Consider the following 16,125-nt stretch of genomic DNA (forward strand, 5'->3'; position numbering starts at 1 on the left):
CCCGGGGGGCGTAGGATGGGCAAAGGCAAGCCCGCACCTGTTGGGATTACGACGCCTTTCGTGCCGTGCCCATCACGTGTGCCGAAAAGGGTCTGTGGGGTGGGAAGGTACGGGCTCTTCGTAAAAAAGATGGGCACGCTCCGCTTTGCCCATCCTACGGGTGGCACTCGGCAAATGAGGATAATAACCTGGGGGGCGTAGGATGGGCAAAGGCAAGCCCGCACCTGTTGGGATTACAACGCCTTTCGTGCCGTGCCCATCACGTGTGCCGAAAAGGTTCTCTGGGGTGGGAAGCTACGGGTTCTCCGTGAAAATGATGGGCACGCTCCGCTTTGCGCGGCACCCTACGGGTGGCACTCGGCAAATGAGGATGATAAACCGGGGGGCGTAGGATGGGCAAAGGCAAGCCCGCACCTGTTGGGATTACGACGCCTTTCGTGCCGTGCCCATCACGTGTGCCGAAAAGGGTCTGTGGGGTGGGAAGCTACGGGGTCTCCGTGAAAAAGATGGGCACGCTCCGCTTTGCCCATCCTACGGGTGACACACCACGACCAGGGTGATAACCTTTTTTTCCGTGTTCCCACGAAATGCCTTGACTTCAAAGAGCCCCCCATGTAGTGTCTGCCTCGTTGTTGCGGGATGGAGCAGTCTGGTAGCTCGTCGGGCTCATAACCCGAAGGTCAGTGGTTCAAATCCGCTTCCCGCTACCACTAAAAAATACAAAGGCCCGGAAGATGATTCTTCCGGGCCTTTTTTGTTTTTATCAATCCCACCCTACACCAGCCGATACACCCCGCGGGACGGGCACGTCACCCACCCTTTCTGTTTCATCTGATACAAGGTGTTGCGCACTTTCTGGGGCTCCATCTTCGAGGTGGCGATCATCTCGGCCACAGGCACGCCGTTCGTCTTTTTTTGCAAGAGGGTTGCCAGCTTCTTCATGGGGGCGGTCATGCCCTCGGGCAGCGTGGCCTTTTTGGCCGGGCGTTTTTTGGGTGCAGTCTTTTTCCCGGAGGCGGCCCGGAGTTTTTGGGCCCTGGCCCCGGCCTTGGAAGCGGCTGTTTTTTTGCTCACTACCGGAGGCGTCTCTTCGTCGCCCAGATCAATACCAAAGAGCTCCGAGAGCCCTTCGGTCTTTTTAAGGGCCTTGTCGCTCTTTTTCACGGCTTTGCGACGCAGGGTGCCCCTGGCCCGGGTCATCTTTTCGGTGATGAGCTCCTGAAGCTCCACCTTTCTAAGCAGAAACAAAAGGGAAGGATCCTCGTCCAGGCGAGCCCCTACCCCGTAGAGGCAGGCGGCTACGTGCTTGCACATGGAAGCGCTGTCCGGGCAGCTGCAGGTAAAGGAGATCTCTTTGGGGGTGGGAAAAAGCCCTTTGCCCTTCTGGGTGAGCAGCTCCCCTACAGCCTTGGGCATGCGCCCTGCCATGAGGTCCTGCACCGAGTCCATGGTGCCCACGGCGGCCTCCTTCAGGGCCAGCCAGTTCGGTACGGAGATGGCCCGAATACGGACGTCGTCGAGACGGATAGGGCTCGCTGCCGATGACCAGGGCCGTCACCTTGCCAGCCTCGACCTTCAAGTCCAGAACCGCCCCGTGCCAGCCAGCCTCCTGCCTCGCCCCAGGCGGTTGGCGTAATCAGCGTACCCTTCCAGGTTATTGTTCCACGCCTTGCCCCACCAGCTCGACGCCAGGGCCTTTCCCTGGATAACCACAGGGGAGATATCCGGATGCTTGCGCTTCAGCTGCTTGAGTTTCTTTTCGGCCTTGGCCCGTTTCTCGGCCACCGACACGTATTTTGGAAATCCGTAGTATCCCATGGGGACCCCTTGTGTAATTATTCACGTCACTGTTGCCTCCGGCGTCCCTGCCGGGGGCTAAACTTTTAAAAAGTTTAATAAACAGGCTTCAAGAACAAGTTCGGTTTCCATCCAGATTCGCAACCTGCTTTCGAAGCGGGCACCTCGCCGCCGGAGGCATTCGTTTTCCGTTTTTCCTGAGCCCTCTTAACCCTGCGTTAGCCATAGAGGCAAGCTGAGTAGCTGCCTTGTACCCATTTTGTTCAGATTACGATGCCAATGTAAAAAGTTCCACCAGCTCCTCGCGGGACATCTCCGTCACCAGGGCCTCGCCCGACGGGGAGACCACCTGATCCGCGAGGTCGCGCTTGGCTTCAAGCATGGCGTCGATTTTCTCTTCTACTGTGCCTTTGGTAACAAAGGTGTGCACCACCACCTTTTTGGTCTGGCCGATGCGGAAGGCTCGGTCCGTGGCCTGGTTCTCCACGGCCGGGTTCCACCACCGGTCGAAGTGGACCACGTGGTTGGCCCGGGTGAGGTTGAGACCCACGCCCCCGGCTTTGAGGGAGAGCACCATAAAGGGGCAGTAGGCGTCGGCCTGGAAGGTGTCGATGAGCTCGGCCCGCCTGCCCACGGGCACCCCGCCGTGGAGCACCAGGCCCGGATGGCCGAAGACCCCTTCCAGAAAGGCCCGAAGGGGTTCGGTCATCTCTTTGAACTGGGTAAAGACCAGCACCCGCTCCCGCTTCTCCAGGATGGTCTCGCAGATCTCCCGGAGCCGCTGGAACTTGCCGCTCTCGCTCTCCTTAAAGGCCCCCTCGCCCACGTACTGGTCCGGGTGGTTGCAGAGCTGCTTGAATTTCATGAGAGAAGAGAGCACCAGGCCTCGCTTGGCGATGCCCGTGGCAGTCTCCAGGCGATGGGCAAGATCCGCCACGCCTTTGCGATAGAGCACCACCTGTTTTTTGGAAAGACCTGCATAGCTCTTCATCACCACCTTGTCGGGAAGATCCGAGATAATGGAGGTGTCGGTCTTGAGGCGGCGCAGGACAAAGGGGGAGATGAGCTTTCTCAGCCGGGCGTAGCCCTCGGGGTCTGATTTCAGGCTTTTGGAAAACTCGGCGAACTCGGTGCGCGTACCCAAAAGGCCGGGGTTCAAAAAATCAAAGAGGGACCAGAGATCCCCCAGGCGGTTCTCCACCGGGGTGCCGGTCATGGCCACGCGCTGGCGGGCGTTGAGCTCTTTGACGGACCGGGTCTGACGGGTAGCAGGGTTCTTGATGGCCTGGGCCTCGTCTAAGATCAGGCAGCCCCAGACGTGCTCTTTGAGCCAGGCATACTTCTGCACCAGGGTGTAGGTGGTGATCACAAGGTCCAGGCCGTTGAGAGCCTCCGGCCCCTCTGCGGCCAGCCGTTTTTTCTCGGAGGCCAGGGTGCGGCCCTCCTGTGCGGTCACGTAATCGGGGTGGGCCGTAAACACCCGGAGGTCCGGGGCAAAGGTACGGATCTCGTTCAGCCAGTTGGTGACAAGGGAGGCTGGAAGCACAAGGAGGGACGGCCCGGTTCTCTCTTGTCGGCTGCTTAGAAATGCCAGAAGCTGAACCGTCTTTCCCAGACCCATGTCATCGGCAAGACAGGCGCCAAAGGCCAGCTCATCGAGAAACCCCAGCCAGTTCAGGCCCTGCTGCTGGTAGCCCCTCAAGGTGGCTTTGAACCCATTGGCCACCGGGGTCTCAGGGGCCCGGCCCGGATGCTCCAGCCTGGCCAGGGTGGCGTCCAGCCACTCCCCCCGGGAGACCTCGCAGGGCACCTGGCCCAGGGCGTCGCCCAGGAGGCTGTCGGGCCGAAGCTGGAGGCGCATGGCCTCGGACATGGTGAGCCCGCTCTCCACAAGGCCCCGGGCACGCTCGCAGGCATCGATGGCCTGGGCCAGCCTGGCATGGTCCACGGCCACCCAGCGATTTTTCAAAAAGGCCAGACCTTCGCTCTCCAAAAGGATCTCCCGTGCCTCCTCCTCGGTGAGGGCAAGCTCGCCCATCATGATGCCCGGCGAAAAGGCGAGGAGCGCCCCCTTCCCTACCATGGGCGGGGCCTTGTCCCCCAGGGAGAGGCGAACCCCCACGCGGGACGACGACGGCTTCCACCAGTCCGGGATGCGACAGATCACCCCGCAGGATTCGCATAAGGGGACCTCTTTTAAAAACGCGAAAGCCTCGTCCGGTCCCCAGGCCAGGGGATAAAAGAGCTCCCCGCTGTCCACGAGGTCCGCCACCAGCTCGCTTTTGTCCGAGGCCCGGTAGACGGTTGTCAGAAGGGAGACCAGGGCGTCGTCCTCGAACTCATCCAGGGCGCGGGACATGGGCAGATGACGGGTGCCGTTTTCACCCGCCTGGGAATAGGTGGCCATAAAGGCAAAGGGTTCGTCGCCATTGCGGTTCTCCACAAGGTGGAAAAAGACCCGTCCGGCAAGATGAATCCCGGGGTTAAGGGTCGCGAACAACTCTGCCACGCTTCCCTTGTGATCAGCCATCAGTGAAGAAAAACCGGCCTCCAGCTCGTCCCACATGGACGCCAGCAGGTCGTCGTCCACCCGGTCCGCCCCCACCATCATGGGAACCGAGGCAAGGTGGGCGGCCATGCGATGGGCCTCTGCGGGGACCCGGGCCGAGCCGCGGAGGGTCTCCAGATCGGAGAGGCGCACCAGCCCTCCCACATAGTCTTTGGCCACGGCAGCCCCCCAGAAAAGGGAGGGGTCGGCGCCGGCCGGGACCTCAAGGCACCCCAGTGTAAAGAGCCAGCTCTCCTTTGCCTCGACAAAGCGCCGGTAAAGGTCCTTCTGGAACCGTTCCACGGCCTTGGGGACAGATCGTTTCGCCTCGGCCCACTCCGGGAGAAGCCCCCCGTCGGGCATGACGGCCAGTGTTAACATCGAACCCATCGTTATCGCTATCACTCCGCTTCCATATCATCGCTATCAGGTGAAACATCCCCTTATATACAGGCTGTTTCGCCATGCTTCATCCCATGGCAGCCACTTTATTTTCAAGGTCCCTCACGGGTCAACTGTTTTTCCCAAAAAGCAAAAGGCGAAGAGCATCCCTTCGCCTTTTGCCCTTCAGCCTTTTGCCTTTAGCCCTTTAACCTTTATGCCTCCCCCTTACATCACACCTTAAACCGCCCCACCAGTGCCTTCAGCTCATCAGAAAGCCCCTTGAGCTCTTCGGCGTTGGTGTTGACCCTGGCGCTCACCTCGGTCATCTCGCCTGCGGTGTGGTTGACCTCGGCAATCTCACGGGCCATGTCCCGGGATACGCCGGAGCTCTCCTGCACCTTCTCGGTCATGGCCTGGATGCCGGTGGAGGTCTGGTTGACGTTGCCCGAGATCTCCACGGTGGTGGCGGACTGCTCTTCAATGGCCGCGGCGATGGTGATGACGATCTGGTTGACGCTGTCGATGACCCCTGCAATGGCGTCGATCTCGTTCACCGTGTCGTCGGTGGAGGCCTGGACTCCGCCGATGCGCTCCTTGATCTCCTGGCTGGAGGCGGCGGTCTGCCGTGCCAGCTCCTTGATCTCGTCGGCCACCACGGCAAAGCCCTTGCCCGCCTCCCCTGCCCGGGCCGCCTCAATGGTGGCGTTCAAGGCCAGCAAATTGATCTGCTCGGAGATCTCGGCGATGGCCTCGGTGACCTTGCCGATTTCCAGGGCCGCCTCCCCTAACGCCCCGACCTTCTCTTTGGTTCGCCTGGCCTGGGTGACAGCCTCTCCGGTGATGGTGCGGGCCGACTCTGAGTTCTGGGCGATCTCTCCGATGGTGGAGGTCATCTCCTCGGTTGCCGAGGCCATGGAGTTGATGGCCGAGGCGGACTGCACGGTCTCCCTGGAGACATCTTCCATGTTGGCGCTCATCTGCTCGGCGGCCGCAGCCACGGCGTGGGACTTCCCGGAGGTGGCTTCGGCACCCCCTGCCATCTGGGCAGCCAGGCCCGTCAGGCTCTCGGAAGAGAGGGCCAGGGTGCCGGAGTTGGCGGCCACCTCTCCGATCATGGCCTGAAGCCGGGACACAAAGGCGTTGAACCAGTGGGCCATATCTCCCAGCTCATCGTTGCTTGAAACGGAGAGGCGCTGAGTAAGGTCCCCTTCCCCTTCGGCGATATCCCGCAGCATGGCGCTGGCCTGTCGCAACGGGGTGGTGATGGACACGATGAGAAACGCGGCGGCCCCCACGGCCAGACCCACCCCCAGGACGATGAACAACGCGATGACCATCTTGCCCCTGGCGGCCGTGTCCGCAAAATCGGTTCCGGCCTCCGCAGCCATGGTGCCCATCTTGTCCGAGAGCTCTTCGATAACGTCCCGGGCGTCACTGCCCACCGTTGCCTCCAGATGATCTTCCGCCACATAATCGTCCCAGTGCGCCATGTAGCCCTGCACCGCGGTTTTCATGAGCTCGGTTGCCGAGGGAAGCTCCGTGAGTTCCGAGAGAAGCGCATTGACCCTGTCAGCAGACCCACCGCCCACGATGTAGTAAAGAACGGCCAGGCGCGCCTCGTTGAGCACGGATCCCACCCGGTCGATCTCCTGGAGCTTTTGAAAGCCGTCGCCAATGACCCCGCCCAGCTCTTTCCCGGCGGTCTCGATGTCGTCCACGTACACTCCGGCGCAGATCACGATGTCCCAGGGTTTAAAATATTTGGCCACCGTCACCTTGGGAAAAACCGCCTCCCCCATGCCAGGCTTTGTGAAATGGTACTCGGTTACCGAAACCCCTTTTTCCACGGCCCCGTCCACGGAGGTCACCACAAAGGCCTTGCCGGTCTTTGGATCGGTAATCTTGGAGTAGTCCATGCCCTCCAGGGCCCGGTTGCCCCCGTGGGTGACCAGTGTGTACGAGGAGTCCACAACGAAAAAGTAGTTGTTGCCGTCAAAGCGCATGTTGCGGATCATGTTCAGGGCCTCTTTTTTGGGACGACCCGAAATGAGCATGTTTTCCACGGCCCCGTGGGCCACGTCGACCAGGTTTCGCACCGACGAGAAGGCCATTTTTTTCAGATAATACGAGCTGCTCTCCAGCACCTCCTTCCGGATGGCTTCCTGGGCAGCCACAGCCTCATCGGTGACCACGGCGTGGACCTCACCGGCACTCTTCTGGAGCTCCAGGAGCAGGGCCGCCTTGGTCTCCTTGGCCTTTTTCAGGGACGCAAGGTGGGTGACGTAAGCATCCCCGCCGTCCTTGAGGTTTTTGACCGCTTCTGTCTGGCCGAGAGCCTCCTCCAGCTCGGACACCTTTTCCCCGGTGCTTTCGATCCCCCGACTCAGGGCATCGTACTGTTCGGGGCTGCCCTCTGCCGTATAGGCACTCTGCTTGCCGCTCAGGGCATTCATGGCCACATCCAGTTCCAGGGTCATGCTCCCTTCACGCGCCTTGTGGATCACCCGGTTCAAACTGAAATACCCCGTGAGGCCCACCAGCAGCAGCACCCCGACAACCAGCGTAAACCCTGCCATCAACTTCTTCTTAAGCCCGACTGTCACAAACATCCACGATCCTCCATTGCAGCGTTCTCAAGGTGGGTTGTCGGCTGACGGCGCATCACCGGTCTCCTGATGCCCCTGTCAACGCGCGCACTCCGCACTGAACCACCGTTCAGGCACCACAACATCGATCACAGAAAAATGAAACGGGGACAGTAAACACTGCGTCGTCGTCAACAAACCCGTCGTATGTCTTATGTATCGGCATCGCGCCGCAAAACTTAATACTGAGCATTAAGAACAAGCAGCATCAAAAACCGGCAAATCCCCTTGTAATTCATCGATGTTTTCTGAGCGGTATCGCAGGTTCGCAACATTTCACCGCTTATCGCACAAGTAAAACTCTGTCTTATTCAGGCCACATACAACGCCCCCATGGAACCGTCGCACCCTTGGCCCAAACGCAAAAAAGCCCCCGGTAAAAAACCGGGGGCTTTTTTAAAAAAAACAGACAAAGACGCTGCATGCGTGGGTGGGTGAGAAAATCGCAAGAGGCCTTCCGGAGCCCTGGCGGCATCCGAACAAGGCACGAGCGTTCCTTAGTCTGTCTCTTTCAAACCAGAGCACCTAAAAGAAGGTGCCGCGCAGGCGGCATCTTCTTTCAGAGTTATGTTTCACACCGGATCAGAGGATCCGGTTGGTCTTGAGCAGGGGCATGGGGTTCACCAGGTGGCGACGGGCCCATTTTTCAGCTTTTTCCTCCCCCGAGGCAAATCCGGCCAGTTCGGGGATAAAAAAGACAGGGAGCCTGTTCTTGGCGGTGCCGCGCATCTCCAGGTTCACCTGGCACAGGGGACAGAATGTCACCACGCAGTTGGCCTTGGGCCTGGTTGGCCTGCTCCAGGATGCGATCCACAAGGCGATCGGCCAGGTCCGGCCGGGAGACGGCCAGGTGAGACCCGCAGCAACGGCTGGAAGCGCCCCAGTCCTGCACCTTGGCCCCGGTGTTTTCAACGAACTTGATGATGCTGGACTCGTAGGTCTTGAGGTCGAAGCCGGTGACACGCTCGGGGCGGGACATGAGGCAGCCGTAGTAGATGACGGCGTTGAGCCCCTCCAGGGAGTGGTTCATCCGGTCTTTGAAGATGGCTTCGTCCCCGGGCTCCAGGGCCTCAAGGAAAAAGCGCACCCTTACCTCGCCGGTGTACCGGGTGCCGTAGGCTTGAAAGAGCTTGTCGCGCAGGGCTTCGTCGTTGGCCAGCTTGTGCATGGACTCCTTGAGTCGGATGTAACAGCTGGGACACACCACATACAGGTTCTTCCACCCCCTGCTTCTGGGCAAGGATGAGGTTACGACCGGATAGAAGGGTGGCGTACTCGGGATTGACGCTGTGGGCGGGTGAAGCGCCGCAGCAGTTCCAGTCCTTGAGCTCCTCAACCCACATCCCGGCCATTTTGGCCATCTGGAACAGGGCGTCGGCAAAGTCCCGGGAGCTGGCCGTCAGAGAACAGCCCGGGTAGATACAGATCCGTCTTTTCCCCACGGGAATCGTGCGCTTAACCGCCTTAGACATGACACACCTCATTGAGCTTTTTCATGTCCACGCGTTTGTGGATACGCTCGGGCAGAAGGCTCAAGCGCCCTGAAAACATAAACTTCATATAGTTGGGGATATCCCGTAAGGCCGGCAAAGATTTCATGCGGTAGCGCGCCATGAAGCCCAGCTCGTACAACCTTCCGTAGCGCTTGACCTGACCAAGAAACTCCTGATGAAACGCAACGACTTCGGGCTCCCTGACCTCCGCCTTTTCTTCAAGGGCGATCTGGCGCAGGGTATCCATCATTTCCGGAAGACTGATCCCGTTGGGGCATTCGGACACACAGGCAAGGCACCCGACGCAGAGCCATACCGACCGGCTCTCCAGGACCTCTTGCTTCAAACCCAACTGGACCATGCGAATGATTTCGTTGGGCAGGTAATCCATCTCCTCAGCCATGGGACATCCACCCGAACAGCTGCGGCATTGAAAGCAGGAGCTGAACATCTGTCCACTTCTTTCCGTGACTTCATTCATGAAGCCCGCCTCTATGCGAATGGGTTCTGTACTGTTCATCGTTGCTGACCTCTTTTCCCGAAACATCATGCCAGGCACGACCCCCCGAGTATCTGGCAGCACCCGGGACCCTTGCCCCGACGGTGCTCGTATTTTTATCCGAATGCTCCATTGAAAGCGCCCAAGGGCGATTTCCCATCTCGACCGGGAACACCGGACCTGTGATTCTCAACCCAACAAAGCGCCCCGAAGCGTCACCTTACGGGGACCGGCCGAACGGAGCCGGAACCTTGCATTGGATTGTCCCTTCCTTGCAGGCTGACAAAGGCCCGCATCCAACATGTTCAGCATCTTACCCCTTTCCCCGGGGCGGATGTCACGCGACCAAAAATCGTCGCGAAATACCGTCTCCGAAGCTTCCCGTCGGATAAGGCGCCGGCCTGCACCGCTTAATTTCTACCTTCACCCCATTCAGGACGAACGCCACCTCTCGGTGCATCGCCGATGCATCGCATGCGAAGGATCACTTTTTTTGTTCTGGTCTTTTCAGTCGTCCGTCTTCGGTGACGTCGGAACCGCCTCCCCACGCCCTTCCCAAAGCGTGGAGGAGAGTTTCCCCACCGGTATATATCAAGACAAAAAAAGCCCGCAGAAGGAATCGTCAGTCTTAAGTCCCTTCAGCAAGCTTCATCGCCTTTACAGCGCCACACATCGTTGTGAGCGTTACTGCTTGTAGAGAAGGTCTTTTATCACGGTTTACTCATAGAATTCAAGCCTTTTCTATGGTTACACCTCTATTTTTTCTAACAATCCATGGAGCCATGCCGCTCTTGCTCACCAAGCAAAAGGATGCCCGCCTGCAAAAGCGACACGACACGGTCCATGGTGCCTTATACGGGGGAAACCCAGCCCGCCGTACAGGCCGTCGACAGCTTGCCTATGCCCTTGCGGGTGGTGCTCTCGCCTAGTCGTAAAAGCCGCGCCCGCTCTTTCGACCCAGCCAGCCCGCACGCACATACTTCTTGAGCAGGGTGTGGGCGCGGTATTTGGGGTCGCCGGTTTCAACCGTCAGGACATCCATGATGGCCAGGCAGACATCCAGACCGATGAGGTCACCCAGGGCCAGGGGCCCCATGGGATGATTCGCCCCGAGCTTCATGGCGCTGTCAATGTCCTCAACGGAGGCCACGCCCTCTGCGTAGATCCCGATGGCTTCGTTGATCATGGGGATCAGGATGCGGTTCACCACAAACCCGGGGGCTTCGGCAACCTCCACCGGAGTCTTGCCGATCTTTTCGGTCACCTCCTTGATGATGGCATAGGTCTCATCGGAGGTGGTCATGCCCCGGATGATCTCCACCAGCTTCATGATGGTGGCGGGGTTGAAAAAGTGCATCCCGATCACCTTGTCGGGCCGTCCCGTGGCAGAGGCGACCTCGGTGATGGAGAGCGACGAGGTGTTGGTGGCAAAGATGGTCTCTGCCGGGCAGACCCCGTCCAACTCCTTGAAGATCGCCTTTTTGATCTCCATGTTCTCCACGGCCGCTTCCACGATGAGGCCGCAGGAGGCGGCGTCCGCGATATCCACAGAGCCCGTCACCCTGGAGAGCACCTCGTCTTTGAAAGAGGCTTCGATCTTGCCCTTGGATACCAGGCGATCAAGGCGCTTGGTCATACCTGCGAGCCCTTTGGCGACGGCCTCTTCGTTGATATCCCTTAACACCACGTCAAAGTTTTTCTGTGCAAAAGCCTGAGCAATTTCTGCGCCCATGGTACCGGCGCCAATAACCATAATCTTCATAATCTCACCCAATCTAAATCGAATAATTGTGTCACCGGAAATTGAACCACCGACTGCGTTATTTCAGTGCGAACTGTCCGGGTCAGATCACGTGTTCGTAAGGCTGTGGCCCCCACCCCTTGCGTCGGGTCCCCAAAGGGACCCGTCGCTCGGAGCGGGGGGCCAAGCTTCTCCTGCCGGGCTAACCGGGGGTGCCTGCGTCAACACACCCGATCCCAACACGAACGTATGACTTGTTACGATTCAATCACCATGGCCATGCCCATGCCGCCACCGATACACATGGAGATCAGGCCCGTGGACAGACCTTCCCTCTTCATGAGGTTCATACCGGTGACCATCTGACGGGCGCCTGTGCACCCGATGGGGTGCCCGAGAGAGATCCCGCTGCCCAGCTGGTTGGGCTTTTCAATGGGGATGTTCAGCTCTCTCATGCAGGCGATGGCCTGGGAAGCAAATGCTTCGTTGAGTTCAATCATGTCAATATCGGCAATGCCCATGTTCAGGCGGCCGAGAGCCTTTCTTACGGCGGGGATGGGCCCTAAGCCCATGTACGCCGGGTCGAGGCCGCCGGAGGCAAATCCCTTGATTTTGACGATGGGGGTGAGCCCCAGTTCCTTGGCTTTCTCCTCGCTCATGACGAGGACGGCAGCCGCGCCGTCGTTGATTCCCGAGGCGTTGCCTGCGGTGACCGTGCCGTCCTTCTTGAAGGCGGGGCGCATCTTGGAGAGAACCTCCATGGACGTCTCCATGGGTCGTTCATCCACATTGAAGATGGTATCTCCTTTGCGGGACTTGATCACGATGTCGGTGATCTCGTCTTTGAAGACCCCGTCCTTGATGGCCTTGCGGGCACGGTTATGGGAGAGAAGAGCAAGCTCATCCTGCTCTTTACGGGTGATCCCGTATTTCTCTACGATATTTTCAGCAGTAATCCCCATGTGGTAGCCGTAAAAAATCTCATACAGCCCGTCAAAGACCATGAGGTCGGTCACTTCACCGACGCCGGTGAGCTCCATGCGGTGTCCCCAGCGAGCTTTGGGAAGGGCCAGGGGGGCGTTGCTCATGGACTCCATGCCGCCTGCCATGACCACATCGGCCTGACCGGTCATGATGGACTGGGCGGCAAGGGCGATGGCCTTGAGGCCTGAGCCGCACACCTTGTTCAGGGAGAAGGTGGGAATCTCCTTGGGAAATCCGGCGCGAATCATGGCCTGGCGCGCAGGGTTCTGCCCCTGGGCGGCCTGGAGTACGTTACCCATGATCACTTCGTCCACCTCAACGGGAATAGCACCCTCGTCCCAGTCACACCCTTTGGCTTCCAGTTCGGTGAGCCCCTGATCCTTCAGCGCATCAGGACAACAGGCCCGCATCTCATCACTGGCAACCGGACGAAGCCCCGCCTTCTTGAACAGGTCTTTCATGACCGCGGCTCCGAGATCGGCAACCTTGACACTCTTGAGACCGGCACCGAAGGTCCCGACAGCGGAACGCGCTCCACAAACAATCACTGCGTTTTTCATAAATCTCACTTACTCCTTTACATGGCACCCCACCGCTTTCGCAAAAATAAGGGGCCATCACTGGATCCGCACCGGCTGCCACCTGATGTGACGCATGCGCCCCGTTGCTTTCGCCGGCACGTGGGAGTCCGGAAAACAAAAGCGCCAGTGCACATCACCGTGTACGAATGATTCTATGCCTCGCATCCGCACGGGCCGTCCAAGGGGGCCATGGTGCGAATATCTGTCCGGGGCGCTCCGTTGCGTCCCGAACCACCCGTGCGACCTGGCCTGACAATCGACCGGGGAGCAGCTCCTCCCCGCCGGGTACCTTCGGGGTCTTCCCCCCGGCCGGCGCACGTGCATTACAGTCCTGAGGTCAAAGCAATTGTTGTGCCATGTCAGCCAAACTTCCTCCCCTCGGTCGTGTTATCAATTACTTAACGCGATTTTCCATAGAATACACGAATTCCCCGCTATCATGGGCCTGTAGCGACGGCGATACCACGTATCAACCCATCGATACCACAGGACAATCCTCACAAAGGCACCGATACGCCAGTAAAATCAGCGAATTCCTGTGGTATCCTTCCCTCTCCTGTGGTAAAACCCGATGATTCTTCGAAAAACATCGTCCCCTGCCCCATGGGGGGAACCGGCGCCTCCCGAAAGGCACAACACACCGGGAACAGACGCAATACCGGGCAGTTAACCCCGCCCATGGCATCATAACAGGAAAAAGAGCTTTACACTGTATCAAAAATGCGACATATAGCATCCATGATACACCCAAAAGTGTCGTAAAAAAGATACAGATGGGATCCGGCAAGGGTCCCCACAAGGTTTGAAAGGCCTATGCAACGCGATAACGACCGAATCATTGAAGAGCTCCAGGAAGAGATCGACCACTACCAGCTGATTTTCGATTACACCTACGGTGCCACCGTGGTGGTGGACCCGGACGGCTACATCATCGACATCAACAAGCCCTATCTGGATTTCCTGGACGTGTCCTACGACGCCATCATCGGGACCCACTGCACCAAGATCCTGGGGGATTCCCGCCTGCATATCGTCGCCCAGACCGGCAAAGCCGAGATGAACCAGGTCCAGACCATCAACAACCAGCAGGTTCTGGCCCGGCGCATCCCCGTCAAACGAGACGGCAAAGTGGTGGCTGCCGTGGGGCAGGTCATCTTTGAGGACATCCGCCAGATCGCAAGCCTTGCCCGCAAGTACTCCCTTCTGGAGTCCAAGGTAAAGCACTACGAGCAGGAGCTTCGCCACCTGCGCTCCACCCGCTACTCCTTTGAGAGTATCGTGGGGGAGAGCAAGCCCATGCACCGCATTAAAAAAGAAGCCTTGACCGCCACCTCCAACAGTTTCCCAGTGCTCATCACAGGGGAGAGCGGCACCGGCAAAGAGATCTTCGCCCAGGCCATCCACCATGAGAGCAGGCGAAGCGTCCACCCTTTTATACGCATCAACTGCGCGGCCATCCCCCGGGAGCTCATGGAGTCCGAACTCTTCGGCTACGAGAAAGGGGCCTTTACCGGGGCCCGCAACGACGGCAAGCCCGGAAAATTCGAGATGGCCCACCGGGGCACCATTTTCCTTGACGAGATCGGGGAGCTTCCCCTTGAGATGCAGCCCAAGCTGCTGCGGGTCCTGGAAGAGAAAGAGTTCGAACGCGTGGGGGGCACCCGGGTGATCCGCTCGGACTTCCGGCTCATCGCCGCCACCAACCGCAACCTGGCCCAGATGGTCAGCGACGGAAGCTTCCGAAGCGACCTCTACTACCGGATCCAACCCACTATCCACCTGCATCTGCCCCCTTTGCGCAAGCGGCGTGAAGACATCCCCCTGCTCAGCCGCCACCTGCTGGCCATCATCGCCGACAAGGAAGGTCTCCACGGCGTGAACCTCTCGCCGGATGCTGAAAAACTCCTCTCCGGCTACACCTGGCCGGGCAACGTGCGGGAACTCTCCAACTGCCTGGAACGTGCCGTGGCCTCCATGGGAAGCGCCCTCACCGAGGACGACCTGCCCTTCTGCATGCAGCAGTACAGCGAGCGCAAAGAGACCCTGCGCCACTCCTCCCTGAAAGAGGCCTTAAACGACGCGGAAAAGAACATCATCTCCGCCACCCTGCGGGAGGAGAGCTTTAACAAGGCAAAGGCCGCCCGTCGCCTGGGAATCCACCGCACCCTTCTCTACAAAAAAATCGACAAATACGGCATCATCGCCAAAAGCGCCTAAGGCCCCTCACCACCCCACGGCCCGGAGCATGGGCAGGAAACGGTGCCCGCAGGCATCCATCTTGCCTGCGGGCTGTGGACACCGGTCTCCTCCACGTGGCGACTCCCCGGTTGACACGGCTTGAGCAAACAAGGTAGCCTGCCTTTTTTTACATTCGGTCTAAAACAGCCGCAAACCCGACTCCGGCAATTGAGGTGACAGATGGACACGACACAGGCAGGCACCGAGGATTTCCAACCCTCGCGGGAAGAGATGTGCGCCCTCTGGGCGCTGGTCAAAGACGAGAGGCTCGATGAACTCAACGGCATGAAACGCTTCTATGCCGACATCATCCGGGATCACGAAGCAATGTTCGCCAAGGAGGTGGACGGGGTGGATCACCCCGAGACCCATGAGTACCAACCGGGCCAGGGCGTGAACCCCTACCTTCACATCCTCCTCCACGGCCTTGTTCAGGTCCAGGTGGTCCGCAAGGACCCGTTGGAAATCGTTGCGTTCACCAACGCCATGAAAAAACAGGGGCTCGACGAGCACACCATCCAACACCTCTTGTGCGCCGTCTTCTTCCCCCTGATCCTGGAAGGCAAAAGCCAGGGCGGAGAGCCGGACATGAAAAAATACAGCCGCCTGCTGAAAAAATACAAAACCAAGACGCCGGAAAAAATCCACGCGGACCTGAACAGGGAATTCGTCCAGACCGTGTCCTGACCGATAAAAAAAAGCCCCGCCTCCCTTGCAGCGGGCGGCGGGCCGATCTTCATTTCTCAAGCCGTCTTTCATCGTCTCCCCCGTTCAAGGGGCATGGGGCCGGGGGCCTTCCTCGGGTCCGCGGGCCTTTTTTCATCCTTGCCGTAAAACCAACCGTCTCACAGGTCAGCTGGTAAAGATCACCCCCACGCTGTATGCGGGGTTCTCCCGAGTGGTTCTTCACTCACGGCTGTCCACCACCTTGGCGTTCTGCATCTGTGGGGCCTTCCGGTTGGTTGACCGAATCACCAGGGGCGTCTCGGGAAGGTAGGGGCAGGTGCTCCGAAAGCAGAGCCCCCTGTCCGTGCAGTCCAGAAGATCGGCATCCATGTAGTCACCGGCCGGGGGCCTGGAGTACTGAATCGTTCCTGGAATGTGCATGCGTTTGTTGTGCCTCTCATCCGTGAAGACATTCATACAACACCTCCGTCCTCCTCATAGAAAAGGCAGGTATACCGGACAGCAAGGGGAGTCGCCGTCAGTGGGGAC

General features: G+C 59.1%; 11 protein-coding genes, 1 tRNA gene and 1 pseudogene. 3 read left to right on the forward strand and 10 right to left on the reverse strand.

All coding sequences use genetic code 11. The features are described from left to right. Nucleotides 1-633: 633 nt before the first annotated feature. Nucleotides 634-710 (forward strand) — tRNA-Met (locus tag ACOYW1_RS18900). A gap of 64 nt (nucleotides 711-774) precedes the next feature. Here the strand turns inward: ACOYW1_RS18900 and ACOYW1_RS18905 are convergent. The 9 genes and pseudogenes from ACOYW1_RS18905 to ACOYW1_RS18945 form a co-directional block, all read right to left on the reverse strand. Continuing rightward, a complete protein-coding gene (locus ACOYW1_RS18905) occupies nucleotides 775-1,458 on the reverse strand; it encodes an SWIM zinc finger family protein (protein ID WP_482419285.1) in 684 nt (227 codons plus the stop codon). A gap of 117 nt (nucleotides 1,459-1,575) precedes the next feature. After that, nucleotides 1,576-1,818: a hypothetical protein gene (locus ACOYW1_RS18910; protein WP_482419286.1), complete on the reverse strand. Its 243-nt coding sequence runs from the start codon at nucleotides 1,816-1,818 to the stop codon at nucleotides 1,576-1,578. Nucleotides 1,819-2,065: 247 nt separating this feature from the next. Beyond that, a complete protein-coding gene (locus ACOYW1_RS18915; RefSeq protein WP_482419287.1) occupies nucleotides 2,066-4,726 on the reverse strand; it encodes a DEAD/DEAH box helicase in 2,661 nt (886 codons plus the stop codon). 233 nt (nucleotides 4,727-4,959) lie between these two features. Beyond that, nucleotides 4,960-7,338 (reverse strand): methyl-accepting chemotaxis protein, encoded by a 2,379-nt coding sequence (locus ACOYW1_RS18920; protein ID WP_482419288.1) that lies wholly within the window; start codon nucleotides 7,336-7,338, stop codon nucleotides 4,960-4,962. Between the two features lie 682 nt (nucleotides 7,339-8,020). Next, complete coding sequence (locus ACOYW1_RS18925) at nucleotides 8,021-8,578, reverse strand: hypothetical protein (protein ID WP_482419289.1); 558 nt, start codon at nucleotides 8,576-8,578, stop codon at nucleotides 8,021-8,023. A gap of 73 nt (nucleotides 8,579-8,651) precedes the next feature. Beyond that, a pseudogene (locus tag ACOYW1_RS18930) lies at nucleotides 8,652-8,858 on the reverse strand (hypothetical protein); the annotation flags it as partial. After that, nucleotides 8,839-9,417, reverse strand: coding sequence for a 4Fe-4S dicluster domain-containing protein (locus ACOYW1_RS18935; RefSeq protein WP_482417363.1), 579 nt, complete (start codon nucleotides 9,415-9,417; stop codon nucleotides 8,839-8,841). The pseudogene ACOYW1_RS18930 and the gene ACOYW1_RS18935, both read right to left, overlap by 20 nt. 874 nt (nucleotides 9,418-10,291) lie before the next feature. After that, the gene (locus ACOYW1_RS18940) at nucleotides 10,292-11,128 is read right to left on the reverse strand and encodes a 3-hydroxybutyryl-CoA dehydrogenase (protein ID WP_482419290.1); all 837 of its coding nucleotides are present in this window, start codon (nucleotides 11,126-11,128) and stop codon (nucleotides 10,292-10,294) included. A 236-nt stretch (nucleotides 11,129-11,364) separates the two neighbouring features. Next, nucleotides 11,365-12,651: a thiolase family protein gene (locus ACOYW1_RS18945; protein ID WP_482417364.1), complete on the reverse strand. Its 1,287-nt coding sequence runs from the start codon at nucleotides 12,649-12,651 to the stop codon at nucleotides 11,365-11,367. A gap of 834 nt (nucleotides 12,652-13,485) precedes the next feature. Here ACOYW1_RS18945 and ACOYW1_RS18950 point away from each other — a divergent pair. Both ACOYW1_RS18950 and ACOYW1_RS18955 read left to right on the forward strand, forming a co-directional pair. Continuing rightward, entirely contained in the window at nucleotides 13,486-14,889 is a 1,404-nt protein-coding gene (locus ACOYW1_RS18950) for a sigma-54 interaction domain-containing protein (RefSeq protein ID WP_482419291.1), read from the forward strand. A gap of 201 nt (nucleotides 14,890-15,090) precedes the next feature. After that, the gene (locus ACOYW1_RS18955) at nucleotides 15,091-15,597 is read left to right on the forward strand and encodes a DUF1841 family protein (protein ID WP_482419292.1); all 507 of its coding nucleotides are present in this window, start codon (nucleotides 15,091-15,093) and stop codon (nucleotides 15,595-15,597) included. 219 nt (nucleotides 15,598-15,816) lie between these two features. Here the strand turns inward: ACOYW1_RS18955 and ACOYW1_RS18960 are convergent, their stop codons facing one another. Continuing rightward, entirely contained in the window at nucleotides 15,817-16,053 is a 237-nt protein-coding gene (locus tag ACOYW1_RS18960) for a hypothetical protein (protein WP_482419293.1), read from the reverse strand. Between the last annotated feature and the right edge of the window lie 72 nt (nucleotides 16,054-16,125).

The organism is Desulfoluna sp. CYM3A, assembly GCF_056829965.1.

Bases quoted from the DNA above. Each gene is read 5' to 3' on its own strand.
- ACOYW1_RS18950 (WP_482419291.1), top strand. From the start codon at position 13,486: ATGCAACGCGATAACGACCGAATCATTGAAGAGCTCCAGGAAGAGATC.
- ACOYW1_RS18935 (WP_482417363.1), bottom strand. From the start codon at position 9,417: ATGATGTTTCGGGAAAAGAGGTCAGCAACGATGAACAGTACAGAACCC.
- ACOYW1_RS18920 (WP_482419288.1), bottom strand. From the start codon at position 7,338: ATGTTTGTGACAGTCGGGCTTAAGAAGAAGTTGATGGCAGGGTTTACG.
- ACOYW1_RS18915 (WP_482419287.1), bottom strand. From the start codon at position 4,726: ATGTTAACACTGGCCGTCATGCCCGACGGGGGGCTTCTCCCGGAGTGG.
- ACOYW1_RS18955 (WP_482419292.1), top strand. From the start codon at position 15,091: ATGGACACGACACAGGCAGGCACCGAGGATTTCCAACCCTCGCGGGAA.
- ACOYW1_RS18940 (WP_482419290.1), bottom strand. From the start codon at position 11,128: ATGAAGATTATGGTTATTGGCGCCGGTACCATGGGCGCAGAAATTGCT.
- ACOYW1_RS18960 (WP_482419293.1), bottom strand. From the start codon at position 16,053: ATGAATGTCTTCACGGATGAGAGGCACAACAAACGCATGCACATTCCA.
- ACOYW1_RS18910 (WP_482419286.1), bottom strand. From the start codon at position 1,818: ATGGGATACTACGGATTTCCAAAATACGTGTCGGTGGCCGAGAAACGG.
- ACOYW1_RS18945 (WP_482417364.1), bottom strand. From the start codon at position 12,651: ATGAAAAACGCAGTGATTGTTTGTGGAGCGCGTTCCGCTGTCGGGACC.